12 protein-coding genes are annotated in these 13,771 nt (G+C 65.0%); all 12 read right to left on the minus strand.

Going from position 1 to position 13,771, the window contains the following annotated elements:
• Positions 1–77: 77 nt before the first annotated feature.
• On the minus strand, positions 78–3,152 hold the full coding sequence (locus tag C7450_RS20040) for an EAL domain-containing protein (protein WP_425351239.1): 3,075 nt from the start codon (positions 3,150–3,152) through the stop codon (positions 78–80).
• On the minus strand, positions 3,070–3,657 hold the full coding sequence (locus tag C7450_RS20045; protein WP_110376213.1) for a GNAT family N-acetyltransferase: 588 nt from the start codon (positions 3,655–3,657) through the stop codon (positions 3,070–3,072). Before C7450_RS20045 ends, C7450_RS20040 begins: the two co-directional genes overlap by 83 nt.
• The gene (locus tag C7450_RS20050; RefSeq protein WP_110376214.1) at positions 3,657–4,982 is read right to left on the minus strand and encodes a M16 family metallopeptidase; all 1,326 of its coding nucleotides are present in this window, start codon (positions 4,980–4,982) and stop codon (positions 3,657–3,659) included. Before C7450_RS20050 ends, C7450_RS20045 begins: the two co-directional genes overlap by 1 nt.
• Positions 4,983–4,989: 7 nt before the next feature.
• Positions 4,990–6,408, minus strand: a complete 1,419-nt coding sequence (gene thrC, locus C7450_RS20055) for a threonine synthase (protein ID WP_110376215.1) — start codon at positions 6,406–6,408, stop codon at positions 4,990–4,992.
• Between the two features lie 91 nt (positions 6,409–6,499).
• On the minus strand, positions 6,500–7,255 hold the full coding sequence (locus C7450_RS20060) for an SURF1 family protein (RefSeq protein WP_110376216.1): 756 nt from the start codon (positions 7,253–7,255) through the stop codon (positions 6,500–6,502).
• The gene (locus C7450_RS20065) at positions 7,255–7,629 is read right to left on the minus strand and encodes a DUF983 domain-containing protein (protein WP_110376217.1); all 375 of its coding nucleotides are present in this window, start codon (positions 7,627–7,629) and stop codon (positions 7,255–7,257) included. Before C7450_RS20065 ends, C7450_RS20060 begins: the two co-directional genes overlap by 1 nt.
• A gap of 203 nt (positions 7,630–7,832) precedes the next feature.
• Positions 7,833–8,681, minus strand: a complete 849-nt coding sequence (locus tag C7450_RS20070; RefSeq protein ID WP_110376218.1) for a cytochrome c oxidase subunit 3 — start codon at positions 8,679–8,681, stop codon at positions 7,833–7,835.
• Between the two features lie 44 nt (positions 8,682–8,725).
• Positions 8,726–9,391: a cytochrome c oxidase assembly protein gene (locus tag C7450_RS20075; RefSeq protein WP_110376219.1), complete on the minus strand. Its 666-nt coding sequence runs from the start codon at positions 9,389–9,391 to the stop codon at positions 8,726–8,728.
• A gap of 13 nt (positions 9,392–9,404) precedes the next feature.
• Entirely contained in the window at positions 9,405–9,704 is a 300-nt protein-coding gene (locus C7450_RS20080) for a hypothetical protein (protein ID WP_110376220.1), read from the minus strand.
• Positions 9,701–10,729: a heme o synthase gene (locus C7450_RS20085; RefSeq protein WP_110376380.1), complete on the minus strand. Its 1,029-nt coding sequence runs from the start codon at positions 10,727–10,729 to the stop codon at positions 9,701–9,703. Before C7450_RS20085 ends, C7450_RS20080 begins: the two co-directional genes overlap by 4 nt.
• A gap of 137 nt (positions 10,730–10,866) precedes the next feature.
• The gene (gene ctaD, locus C7450_RS20090) at positions 10,867–12,480 is read right to left on the minus strand and encodes a cytochrome c oxidase subunit I (RefSeq protein ID WP_110376221.1); all 1,614 of its coding nucleotides are present in this window, start codon (positions 12,478–12,480) and stop codon (positions 10,867–10,869) included.
• Between the two features lie 56 nt (positions 12,481–12,536).
• Positions 12,537–13,385 (minus strand): cytochrome c oxidase subunit II, encoded by an 849-nt coding sequence (coxB, locus tag C7450_RS20095; protein ID WP_110376222.1) that lies wholly within the window; start codon positions 13,383–13,385, stop codon positions 12,537–12,539.
• Positions 13,386–13,771: the final 386 nt, after the last annotated feature.

Below are 13,771 nucleotides of genomic sequence, written 5' to 3' on the forward strand. Positions count from 1 at the left end.
GCCATTCTCCGCGAATCAACCCGCAACCAGGAAGCGGGGGCTGATCGCGGCGAACCCGATCCGCTGCCGCCTGCTGCTCAGGCCGCCTCAGGCGCGGCCCCCACCAGACGCCGCGCGTCATGGGCGGTCATCGGCTCGCCAAACGCGAAGCCCTGCGCGTATTCGCAACCAAGCTGGGCGAGTTCGACCGCATCGGATTCGTTTTCCGCCCCTTCCGCCACCACTTCCATGCCGAGGTCATGGGCGAGCGAGATGATCGCCCGCAGAATGACGGGACGCGAGCCATTGCCGAGCTGGCGAACGAAGGACTGGTCGATCTTGATGGTATCGAAGGGAAAGCGCTGCAGATAGGACAGCGCGGAATAGCCCGTTCCGAAATCGTCAAGAGACAATCCCGCGCCGAGATCGCGGATGCGCGACATCATCTGCGCGGCATATTCGGGATTCTCCATGACGAGGCTTTCGGTGAGCTCGAGCTTGAGCGAACCGGGTTCAACAGGCGTGCGGGCCAGCACGGTCTTCACGTCATGCAACAGGTCGTGACGCAGCAACTGGCGGCTCGAGATATTGACGCTGGCGAATATCGGCGGATGCACCTCCAAGGCCCTTTGCCAGACCGAGAGTTCACGCGCCGTGCGCTCCAGCGCGAAAGCCCCGAGTTCGGCGATCAGCCCGCTTTCCTCGGCAATCGGGATGAAGTCATGGGGCATCAGCCGCCCCTGGCGCGGGTGATCCCAGCGCAGGAGCGTCTCGAATCCGGCGATCGTGCGATCCCCGAGCCGCACGATCGGCTGGAAATAGACCTTCATCTCGCCACGCTCGAGCGCCCGTCGCAGATCGCTCTCGATGGCCAGCTTGTCCGTCCCCTGGCCGCGCATGCCGGGGCGGAACACCTCGATGCGATCGCCGCCCTGCCGCTTGGCGTGGATCATCGCGATCTCGGCATTACGCAGCATCTCCTCGCCCTTCACGTCATCCTGCGAGTCGTGCAGCGCGATACCGATGGACGCGGTGAGGAAAATCTCGCGCTCGGCGAAGGTGACAGGTGTCGTCACCGCGCGCCGGATCATGTCGGCGAAGGCGATGATGCGGTCCGGCTCGCGCTCGGAGATGAGGATCAAGGCAAGCTCGTCGCCGGTGATACGCGCCAGGCTGTCCTGGGGCCGCAACAGGCGTCCGAGCCGGCGCGACAGCGTGAGCAGGATGGCATCTCCAGCCGAGAGGCCGACCGAATCGTTCACGGCCTTGAAGCGGTCGATGTCGACGACGATGACCGTCGGACGGATCGCGCCGCCCCGGCGGCTCAGCACAAGCGCCCCGTTGAGCCGGTCATGGAACAACTCGCGGTTGGGCAGGCCTGTGAGGTTGTCATGCACGGCATCGTGCAGAAGCCGTTCCTCGGCATTGCGATGCTCGGTGACGTCGCTCAGCGTGCCGACGACACGGATCACCTCGTTGTCGCTGCCGACCACCGGACGGGCCTTCAGGTTGAACCAGAAATACTGGCCATTCGCCGCACGCAGCCGAAAATCGAGCGCGATGCGTCCGCGCCTTTGCTCCAGCACCGCATCGAGCGTCGCGCGGTAGCGGTCCGCGTCGAAGGGATGGATGATATCGAGCCAGGCCGAAGCCGGGCCCTCCAAACTTCCGCGGCGCAGCGACAGCAGTTGCTCGACTTCGTTGCTCACGTAGATGCGGTCGGCCGAGACATCCCAATCGAAGACGATGTCGCCGGATCCGGCGATCGCCAGCGCCTTGCGCTCGCTGTCACTGACGAGGCCCTGCGCCAGCGCACCACCGGCGAAGGCATGCTGCATCACCGTGAAGCCGATGAGCAGCACGATCAGCACCAGCCCGCCGATGAGGGCGGGCGGCACGAGGTCCCGTGACAGTTCGCCAAGGACCGTGAAACTCGTCGCAGCGACCCAGACGAGCAGCAGGAGCCACGCGGGAATGAGCATGACCGCGCGGTCGTAGCCGTGGCTGGCGAGATGGACCACAAGCGCGAAGCCGACGGCGGCGATCGCCGCGATCGATATGCGGGCGACACCCGCGGCAATCGGTGCGTCGAAGACGGCGAGGCCGACGAGGGCCCCGAGGAAGAACAGCCAGAAAAGGGTTACATGGCTATAGCGGACGTGCCAACGGCTGAGATTGAGATAGGCGAACAGGAAGACGAGAAGCGTTGCGGCGAGCACCGCCTCCGCCGCGGCGCGATAGATTCGCTCCGTCGCGGCCGCGATCGGAAAGATCTGCTGGAAGAAGCCGAAATCGATGCAGGCATAGGCCAGGACCGCCCAGGCGAGCGCCGCGGCCGCCGGAAAGATCACCGCGCCTTTGACAACGAAGACGACGGTGAGGAACAGGGCGAGCAGGCCGGCAATGCCGATGATGATGCCCTTGTAGAGGGTGAGCCCGTTGACCTTGTGCTTGTAGGCCTCCGGCTCCCAGAGATAGAGCTGCGGCAGATTGGATGTATTGAGTTCGGCAACGAAGGTGACAGTGGTGCCGGGATCGAGCGTGACGGTGAAGATGTCAGCGTCCGGGCTGTCTTCCCGCTCCGGCCGGATGCCCTGGCTCGCCGTGATGGCCGCGATGCGCGAGGAACCGAGATCCGGCCAGATGACCCCCGAGCCGACCAGGCGGTAATGCGGCGCAACGAGGAGCCTGTCGATCTGCTCGTCGGTATCGTTGGTGAGCGCGAAGACGATCCAGTCCGGCCGCGTCCCCCCTTCGCGGGCCTTCACGGCGATGCGGCGCACGATGCCGTCGGGGCCCGGCGCCGTCGAAATCTGGATGAGATCGCTCTCGGATTTGTAGTGCTCGACAACCGGGGTCAGATCGACGGCCGCCTCATCAAGCGTCACCCTCACAGCCTCGACGGCGCCTGCCGGCGATGCCGCCAGAGCAAGCCATAGGCTGCCGAGAATGAGGGTTAGAACGCGGATCACACGCAACGCAGAACTCTCATGCGGATAGGCGCCCGGCTCATTCTTCAGTCGTACTCGTGCAGCCAAGCCTACGCAAGGCGAACCGACGCGCCATCCCCATCTGGAGCTGCGGCCAAGCTTAGAGGACGAGGTCATCTTTGAGACAGGCAAAGAGAAGATGATCTTGCCACACGCCGGCGATGCAGAGATATCGCCGGGCATAGCCCTCACGTTGAAAACCGGCTTTTTCAAGAAGCCCGATCGAAGCCATGTTGTTCGGCAAGCATGCAGCCTCGACACGCTGCAGGCCAAGATCGATGAACGCAAAGCGCAACGCGGCCCTAACCCCCCGCAGCATATAGCCTTTCCGGGCGTGGCGCATACCGACCCAATAGCCGAGCGTGCAAGCTTGCGCGACGCCGCGACGCACAAGGCCGAGCGTCAGGCCGCCGAGCAGCGCGTTGTCGCCTTCGCGAAACAACAGGAAAGGATAGGCCACATCCCGGCGCAGGTCGTCCTGGTAGCGCCGCACGCGCCTGCGGAAGGCGGCCTTCGTCAGATCGTCAGCCGGCCAGATCGGCTCCCATGGCTCGAGGAAAGCCCGGCTCTCCTCACGCAACGCCGCCCAGGCCGCGTGGTCCGCCATCTGGGGAACCCGGAGGTAAACCCCCTCCCCTCTGACCGCCGGGGGTGGTTCGTGGATCGGTGCAAAGCGGAAGATAACCATCACCCTTCTCCAACCGGGCCGGACGCAACGCGTGGGGGAAACAGCTGCTCTGTTATGCGTCCGAGCGGCGGCAGGCCCTCAAGTGCCCCGATGGCGGCCAGGATCGGCGGCGAGGCGGTGAGCGCCGCGGCGGCCGCGCGTACGTCCTTTGCCGTGACGGCCTCAAGCCGCGAGACGACCTCGGCGCTCGGGAGGACGCGGTCGAGCGCGATGAGCTGGCGCGCGATCTGCTCGACGCGGCTCGCCGGCGACTCGAGCGCCGTGAAATGGGCAACCCGAAGCTGTGCCTTGGCCCGCGCGATCTCCGCATCGGTGACGTTGACGGCGGCATCGCGGAGGCAGTCCAGCGCAACGGGCATCAGTTCGGCCAAATCCTCCGGCGCGGTGGCGGCGGACAAGCCGAACACGCCCGCATCCGCGAAGGACCAATGGAAGGCCTCCACCGCATAGGCCAGGCCCCGGGCCTCGCGCACCTCCTGGAACAGGCGCGAGGACATGCCCCCGCCGAGGAGATTGGCGAAAACCTGCAGGGGATAGAATGCGTCGTCGAGAAAGGACGCGCCGGCGAAGCCGACGAGCACATGCACCTGCTCCAGGTCACGGTCGAGCCTGACTTCGGTACCGCCCCGGTACTCGGCCGGCGCGGGCACCGCGGCCCGGCCCGGCGACAGGCCGGCGAAGAGCTTCTCCACAGTGGCAACGATGGCCTCGTGGTCGACGGCCCCCGCCGCCGCGACAACCATGCGGCCCGCGCGATATTCCCGTGACAGGAAGCGCTTGACCGCATCGGGGTCGAACCCAGCCACCGTCGCCGGCGTGCCGAGGATCGGCCGGCCGAGCGGCTGGCCCGTGAAGGCGCCTTCGAGGAAGAGGTCGTTGATCAGGTCGTCGGGCGTATCCTCGACCGCCCCGATCTCCTGGAGGATGACCGCCTTCTCCCGCTCGAGCTCGGCCGCATCGATCACGGAATCGATGATGATGTCGGCCAGGATATCGAGCGCCAGGTCGACGTCCGCCGCCATCACGCGCGCGGTATAGGCGGTATGTTCGATCCCGGTCTCGGCGTTGAGATCCCCGCCGACTGCCTCGATGGCCTCCGCGATGGCGCGCGCGGAGCGGCGGCGTGTGCCCTTGAAGGCCATATGCTCGAGAAGATGCGACAGGCCGTGCTCGCTCGCCCCTTCATGGCGCGAGCCGGTGCCGACCCAGACGCCGACCGCCGCGGTGGCCACATGCGGGAAGCGCTCGGTCGCGACCCTGAGGCCACTCGCAAGCGTCGTCACACGGACGTCGGTATCGCTCTGCGACGGGGACCGCAGGTTCATGCGTCACTCATTGCAAGGCGGCCCGCGGCAAGGCCCGCGCGCGATCGCGGATGAAGGCCTCGATTGCCGACATATCATTCGCCACGACGGTGAAATGTTCCCGTCGGCCGAGGAGATCCGCGAGATGCGCGGGCAGTGGCGGCCGGATGCCTGAAGCCCGCTCCACGGCATCGGGGAACTTGGCCGGGTGGGCGGTCGACAGCACCACCATCGGCACCGACGGATCCGCGGGCTGAACGCGCCGCGCGGCGGCGAGCGCGACCGCCGTATGGGGATCGGTGAGATAGCCGGCCGTCCTCCATGTCTGCGCGATCTCGGCGCCGGTTTCCGCTTCCGATACGGCCTCCGCACCGAATTCTCCGCGGATCGCCGCAAGCGGATCGTCGCCGATGGTGAAGGATCCCGCCTGGCCGAGACGGGCCATCAAGCGGCGCACCTCGCCCGCGTCGCGGCCATAGGCATCGAACAGGAGGCGCTCGAAATTGGATGACACCTGGATATCCATGGACGGCGACGAGGTCGGCTCCACCCCTGTCACCGTGTAGCTGCCGGAGGCGAGCGTCCGGGCGAGAATATCATTGGCGTTGGTGGCGATGGTGAAACCGGCGACCGGCAGACCCATGCGCTTGGCGGCGTAGCCGGCGAACACATCGCCGAAATTGCCCGTCGGCACGGTGAACGAGACCGGACGGTGTGGCGCCCCGAGGCTCACACCGGCGGTGAAATAATAGACGGTCTGGGCGACGATGCGTGCCCAGTTGATGGAATTGACGCCGGACAGTTTCAGCTGGTCGCGGAAGGAATGGTTGTTGAAGAGCGCCTTCAGGATCGCCTGGCAATCGTCGAAGGTGCCTTCGACCGCGATGGCGTGGACATTCGGCGCATCGACCGTGGTCATCTGGCGCCGCTGGACCTCCGACACACGCCCGTGCGGGTACAGAATAAACACGTCGACCTGGTCGAGCCCGCGGAACGCCTCGATCGCGGCCGAGCCGGTATCGCCGGAGGTCGCCCCCACGATGGTGGCACGCTCGCCGCGCGCCTTCAGGACGTGGTCCATCATGCGGCCGAGGAGCTGCATGGCGACGTCCTTGAAGGCGAGTGTCGGCCCGTGGAACAGCTCCAGCACGAAGAGATTGTCATCAAGCTGCACGAGCGGGCAGACAGCCGGGTGCCGGAATGTCGCATAAGCGTCACGGATCATGCCCGCGAGGACAGCCTCCGGGAACGCCCCGCCCGTCAGCTGGCCAACGACCGTCGCCGCCACATCTTCGTAGGAACGACCGGCAAAGCCCGCAATCTCCTGCCCGGACACAACCGGCCAGACCTCAGGCACGTAAAGGCCCCCATCACGCGCGAGGCCGGCAAGCAAGGCTTCCGTGAAACCGATGACGGGTGCTTCGCCCCGGGTCGACACATGCAGCAAAATCTGTCTCCTCGAACACTCGGCGGACACTACGCCCGTGTCACCCGGGAGACAACAAAGTCTTACGTTTCAGCGGTCTCGGCCCGGTCCTTCACGGCGATTGCGGGCGCCTTTGCCGCAAGGCCCAGATCAGAAATACCGCGACCAGCGTCGCCGCGAGGCCGAACCATGTCAGGGCATATTCGAGATGTTTGTTGGGGAAGCTGATCACCGTCAGTCCCCCGCGCGGCCAGGGCGGCCCACCTTCCACCAGCTCCTCGTCGATCAGGAATGGCGCAACACGATCGAGGCCGAGCGACGCTCCGATGCGGACGGGATCACGCGTATACCAGTCTCCCCGCCCGGGCGCGTCCCGCGAGGGCTGATCGTCGGGGACGAACCAGCCCTGCTCCTGCGGCGCCCGCATGAGACCGGTGACCGTCGCGCGGTCGTTGTTCGCGGCAGCATCGAGACGCAAACTGTCGCGCAACTCCCGGGGCACGAAGCCGCGATTGACGATCACGATGCCACCATCGGCGAGTGCGAGCGGCGTCAGCACCATATAGCCGAGGGTGGCGCCGGCCTTGGGGCGAAGCTCGGCATTGGCCGTCACATAGACCGTTTTGTCGTTGAGGAACCGACCCTCGGCCCTGACCGGCCTGTACTCATCCTCGGCGGCCGACCAGGCCCCCCATTCCGCCTCCGGCGGCACGGCCACGGGGACATCGTGGATCCGCGTCCCGATCCGCGCGATGAGCCCCTCCTTCCATTGCAGGCGCTCGATCTGCCAGAAGCCGAGCCCGAGCAGGATGGCGAGGGCCACCAGCGTGCACAGGGCGGGAACAACGAATTGCCGGAAACGGCTCATCAGCGCTCCAACCGGCCTTCCTCGGCTTTATGGTGGTATTGCAGCGCCACCATCACGCCCTTGAGCGGACGCAGCATGCCGAGGCAGACGATGAGTGCGACGGGAAAGGTGGTGAAGAGATGCACCCACCACGGCGGCTCGAAGGACACCTCGAGCCAGAGCGCCAGGCCGCAGACGATGAACCCCCCGATCAGCATGATGAAGACGGCCGGGCCGTCCGCAGAATCGGCAAAGCTGAAATCGAGCCCGCAGGACTGGCACCGTGGCTTCAGCGCGATGAAGCCGTCGAAGATCTTCCCCTGGCCGCAGCGCGGGCAGCGCCCGGCCAAGCCTGTGGCAATCGGCGGCTGCGGAGGATAGTCCTGATCGCTCATGGCGTGCGTCCCTTCATGATGATAGCCGGCCGAGAGCCGCCCACATTCTGCCTGCCCGCATGGTGCCTGACCGTTTCGCGCCAGGCTGACCACCTGCCGCCCGAATGCGACAAAGGCGCGGACCGCGAGAGGGCCGCGCCTTTCGTTGGCTTGTTACGTACGGAGGGGAGGAACCCGGCTCACGGACCGCCCCCGCCCGTGCGTCAATGGCTCGGTCCGGCGCCCCAGACATAGATGGCGGCAAAGAGGAACAGCCACACCACGTCGACGAAATGCCAGTACCAGGCGGCGAACTCGAAGCCGAGATGCTGGGTCGGCGTGAAATGGCCGATGTACATCCGGTAGAGGCAGACCGCCAGGAAGATGGTGCCGATGATGACGTGGAAGCCGTGGAAGCCCGTCGCCATGAAGAAGGTGGCGCCGTAGATGTTCCCGGAGAAGCCGAAATGGGCGTGGCTATACTCGATCGCCTGGACGACGCTGAAGAGCAGGCCAAGCGCGACCGTCAACCACAGCGCCTGCTTCACGCCGGAGCGGTCGCCATGAATCATGGCGTGGTGCGCCCAGGTCACGGTCGTGCCGGAGGTGAGCAGGATCAACGTGTTGAACAGGGGAAGGTGCCAGGGATCGAAGGTCTCGATGCCCTTGGGCGGCCAGACGCCGCCGGTGAACTGCGCCCGGGCATATTGGATCGCCTCGTGCGGGAACAGGCTTGCGTCGAAATAGGCCCAGAACCAGGCGACGAAGAACATCACCTCGGAGGCGATGAACATCATCATCCCGTAGCGGTGATGGAGTTGCACCACCCGGGTGTGGTCGCCGGTGTTGGCCTCGTGGATCACATCCGTCCACCAGGCCAGCATGGTGTAGAGCACGCCAATCAGGCCCGCGCCGAAGACGAACGGTCCCGCATGCAGGCCGCCCACCGCCAGGTTCTTCATCCACATCACGGCACCGACAGCCATGATGAATGCGCTGAAGGACCCGATGAAAGGCCATGGGCTCGGGTTGACCAAGTGGTAATCGTGATGCTTGGCGTGCGCCTCAGCCATGACCTAGATCTCCGGTGCCTCGTTAGAGCGTGGGGCCGGCGCCCTCACAATTGTGACTTGTCAGTGCCCTTGCCGCTGTCGCCATCGGCTTTAACCACCGGGGCGCCATCCTTGGAAGGGAACATGGTATAGGACAGCGTGATCGTGGAAAGATCACGCAAATTGCGGTCCTTGGCGAGGGCCGGATCGACATAGAACACGACCGGAGCCTCCATCACCTCGCCAGGCTGCAGGGTCTGTTCCGTGAAGCAGAAGCATTGAATCTTCACGAAATAGGCGCCCGCCAGGTCCGGCTGGACATTGAAGCTCGCAATGCCCGTGGTCGGCCGGCTCGACGTATTGACGATCTTGTAGAAGACCGTCTTCGTCTCGCCCAGTTTCACGTCGACGCTGCGTGTTTCCGGCTTGAACTGCCACGAGACCCCTTGCGAGGTGTTGGCATCGAAGCGCACCGCCACCGCGCGCTCCCCCACCGCATCGGACGGCCCGGTGCCAACCCGCGGGGTGCCGCCGAAGCCGGTCGTACGGCAGAAGAGATCGTAGAGCGGTACCGCTGCAAAGGACAAGCCGACCATTACGGCAACGACACTGCAGCAGATCACCACAGTGCGCCGCACGGCGCGCTGCGCCGCGTCGCGGCGGGCCTGCTTCTCCTCCGGCGTATAAGCCAGCGGCTGAAGTCCAGAAGCGGGATGGGCGGGCGTCGTCATCGCATCCCCCCACTCACAACGGCCGGTTCATGACATTGGAGCCGAGGCGCGCCAGCGTCATCACATAGAACAGAATGACGAGCGCGCCGAGCGTCACCGCAATGGCAATATTGCGGGTCCGCCGGCGGCGGAGCTCCGCCGGGCTCAACACGACCCCGTCTTCTACGCCGTTCGTTCCGCCCGCCGGCCGCCCGGGAAGCGGCTGCTTCTGCGGGGCGGGCGACTTCCCGCCATGCTGCGGATCGCCGCGATTCGTATCGGATCGCTTGGCATTGGCTCTCTTGGCATTGGCTCGCTTGGCGCCGGCACTCATGACAGGCTCCCCGCCGCCCACTGCCACAGCGCGACGATACGCGGGAGGTCTACGGCAATGTGCCCGCCAAGACCGAAGAGATGCTCGACCAGAAGCGTCGCGAACAGGCCAAAGAGATAGACGATCGAGAAAGCAAACAGCTGATAGGCGGCCCGCGTCGCGATCGGCCCGGTGCGATGCCGGTAGACGCGCCACGCCAGGACAAGCATCGCCGCGCCACCGATGACTGCGGCACCGGCATAAGCTGCGCCGCCGAAACCGAGCAGGAAGGGAAGCATCCCGCAGGGCGCGAGAATGAGCGTGTAGAGAAGGATCTGGAAACGCGTCGCATCCGGGCCGGCCACATTCGGCAGCATCGGGATGCCGGCGCGCGCGTAGTCCTCGGATTTCACCAGGGCGAGCGCCCAGAAATGCGGGGGCGTCCAGAGAAAGATGATGAGGAACAGCGCGAAGCCGTCGAGGCTGACATGTCCGGTGACAACCGCTTCGCCGATCATCGGCGGGAAGGCCCCCGCGGCGCCGCCGATGACGATGTTCTGCGGCGTCGAGCGCTTCAGCCACATCGAGTAGACGACGGCATAGAAGAAGATGGTGAAGGCGAGGAAGGCTGCCGCGAACCAGTTCGAGGCGAGGCCGAGCACGACGACCGAACCGCCCGCCAGCATCATGCCGAAGGACAGGGCCTCGCTCGGCATGATACGGCCAGCCGGGATAGGCCTGTTGCGGGTGCGCGACATCACCGCGTCGATATCCGCATCCCACCACATGTTGAGGCAGCCCGACGCCCCCGCGCCGATGGCGATGGCGAGGATCGAGACGAAGCCGAGGACAGGATTGACGTAGCCGGGCGTGACCAAAAGGCCGACGAGAGCCGTGAAAACGACGAGGGACATGACCCGCGGCTTGAGCAGACTGACGAAATCGCCGATCTCGCCCGTCGACATCGTCGCGAGCGCCGCGCCGTGCGTTTCGCCTGAGACTGCAGCGCCACCGGCCTTCACGAATTCATCCCTCACAACTGCCATCATGCCAAACCTGAGGGCCGGCTCGCGCCGGCCCGGAGACCTCATTGCGTTTCAACGGTCACGGGCGCCCCACCCGCAGAACGTTACCATAAGCCGGGGCGCGCGGCGGCGAAGCATGCCGTCGCACCCCGCTTCGCTCAGTGGCTCGAACCCGTGATGCGCGGCAGGGTTTCGAACTGGTGGAACGGAGGCGGCGAAGACAGCGTCCATTCCAGCGTGGTCGCACCCTCGCCCCACGGATTGTCGGCCGCACGCTCCTTGCGGGCGAAGGCGACGAAGACGCCGTAGAAGAACACGACCAGGCTGAAGGCGAAGATATAGGAGCCGATCGACGCCACATACTGCCAGCCCGCAAAGGCGTTCGGGTAGTCCACATAGTGACGTGGCATGCCGGCGAGCCCAAGGAAGTGCATCGGGAAGAACAGGATGTTCGCGCCGATGAAGGCCAGCCAGAAGTGGAGCTTGCCAATCCAGTCCGGGCAGACATAGCCCGTCATCTTGGGGAACCAGTAGTACCAGCTCGCGAAGATGCCGAACACGGCGCCGAGCGACAGCACGTAGTGGAAGTGGGCGACCACGTAGTAGGTGTTGTGCAATTCGCGGTCGATGCCGGCATTGGCCAGCACGACGCCGGTGACGCCGCCGACCGTGAACAGGAACACGAAGCCGATCGCCCAGACCATCGGGGCCGTGAAGCGGATCGAACCGCCCCACATCGTGGCGATCCACGAGAAGATCTTGATGCCGGTCGGCACCGCGATCACCATCGTCGCGAACACGAAGTAGCGCTGCGTGTCGAGCGACAGGCCCACCGTATACATGTGGTGAGCCCACACGATGAAGCCGACGACGCCGATCGCCACCATGGCATAGGCCATGCCGAGATAGCCGAAGATGGGCTTGCGCGAGAAGGTGGAGATGATGTGACTGATCGCGCCGAAGGCCGGCAGGATCATGATGTACACTTCGGGGTGGCCGAAGAACCAGAACAGATGCTGGTAAAGCACCGGGTCACCGCCGCCCGACGGATCGAAGAAGGTCGTGCCGAAGTTGCGGTCCGTCAGCAGCATGGTGATGGCACCGGCAAGCACCGGCAGCGACAGCAGCAGCAGGAAAGCCGTCACCAGCACACCCCAGGCGAACAGCGGCATCTTGTGCAGCGTCATGCCGGGCGCGCGCATGTTGAGGATGGTGGTGATGAAATTGATGGCGCCCAGGATCGACGAAGCGCCGGCCAGATGGAGGGCCAGAATGCCGAAATCGAGCGCAGGCCCGGGATGGCCGGTGACCGACAGCGGCGGATAGACCGTCCAGCCACCACCGAACCCCGGCGTGCCGGGCGCACCTTCCACGAACAGCGAGACCAGCAACAGGCAGAAGCCGGAAACGGTCAGCCAGAAGGAAATATTGTTCATGCGCGGGAAGGCCATGTCCGGCGCGCCGATCATGATCGGCACGAACCAGTTGCCGAAGCCACCGATCAGCGCCGGCATGACCACGAAGAACACCATGACCAGGCCATGGCCGGTGACGACCACGTTATACGCCTGCCCGTTGGCAAAGATCTGAAGCCCGGGTTCCTGCAGCTCGATACGCATGAGAATGGACAGGAAGCCGCCGATAATCCCCCCGCCCAGCGCGAAGAGCAGATAGAGCGTGCCGATGTCCTTGTGGTTGGTGGACAAGACCCACCGCCGCCATCCCGTGGGGTAGGCGTGACCGTCGTGCGCTTGCGCCGCCGTCGAAGCCATTGAGCTTACTCCGTCCATCATCCTTGGTGGCGCCTCCCGTGGGGCGCCCGGTCCTCTTATTCCGCGCTCACCGCGTCCGCCCGCGAAGCCACCGCCATGGGGGCCTTGCCGGTGGAAGCGAATTTCTGCTTCGCCTCCGTCAACCAGGCAGCATACTGCTGCTCGCTGACGATGCGAATGGCGATGGGCATGAAGGCGTGGTTCTGGCCGCAGATCAGCGAGCACTGGCCGTAGAACACGCCCTCCTTTTCAGCCTTGAACCATGTCTCGTTCAGGCGCCCGGGGATGGCATCGATCTTCAGACCGAATGACGGCATCGCAAACGCATGGATCACGTCGGCGGCGGTCACCTGCACGCGAATGGTCTTGCCGACGGGCAGAACCACCTCGTTGTCCACCGCGAGCAGACGTGGCTGGCCGTTCGCATCCATGTTCGAATCGAAGGCGAAGCCACCGTTCTGGTCCTCTGGATATTCATAGGACCAGTACCACTGGTGACCCGTCGCCTTGATGGTGATGTCAGCCGGCGGCGTCACGAGCTGCAGGCGCAGCAGGCGGAACGACGGCACGGCGATGATCACGAGAATCAGAACCGGGACGATCGTCCAGGCCACCTCGAGCAACGCATTGTGCGTCGTCTTCGACGGGACCGGGTTCCGCTTCTCGCTGAAGCGCACGACGACGTAGATGATGAGCGCGAGCACGAAGAGGACGATGATGCTGATGATCCACAGCAATCCATCGTGGAACCAGTGCATGAATTCGGCGACTTCCGTGACGGGAACCTGCAGCCCCACCTGCCATGGGGATGGCTGGCCCACACCTGCAAAGGCCGCTCCCGACTGCACGACGAGCGCAGCTGCAACGGCAAGTGCGGCCAGGAACCGCAAACGAAGACTGTCCATTCCCATCGGTCGTCCGAAGCTCCCATGGCTAGCGAAGCGCCGCACGCCCCTCACGGGAAAAGCCCCTCAAGGCTCTCATCCCCACGAGCAGGCGCTACGCCTCTACGCCACCTACCTACTTGACCCAACTCAGAAATCACAAGAGGGCCTTCCGTGCAACGTCGTTCGGCGCAGCCATTCATGCGGCATAAAAGCGCGAACATCGACAATGCTTGCGAGCCTTAATGTAGAACTCTTCAAAGCTTTGCAAGCCGCGCCGCCATGCTCGCGTCACATTCCCACAGTGGTTGTGTTTCTTGACACCGCGCCGGCGGCGTGGTCGGAACACAGTTCACGATTGCGGCTCCGGAGATGCAGGCGATTCGCTCCGGTGGTCGCGTTTGGTC

This window comes from Chelatococcus asaccharovorans, assembly GCF_003201475.1.
In the GTDB taxonomy this organism is placed as follows: domain Bacteria; phylum Pseudomonadota; class Alphaproteobacteria; order Rhizobiales; family Beijerinckiaceae; genus Chelatococcus; species Chelatococcus asaccharovorans.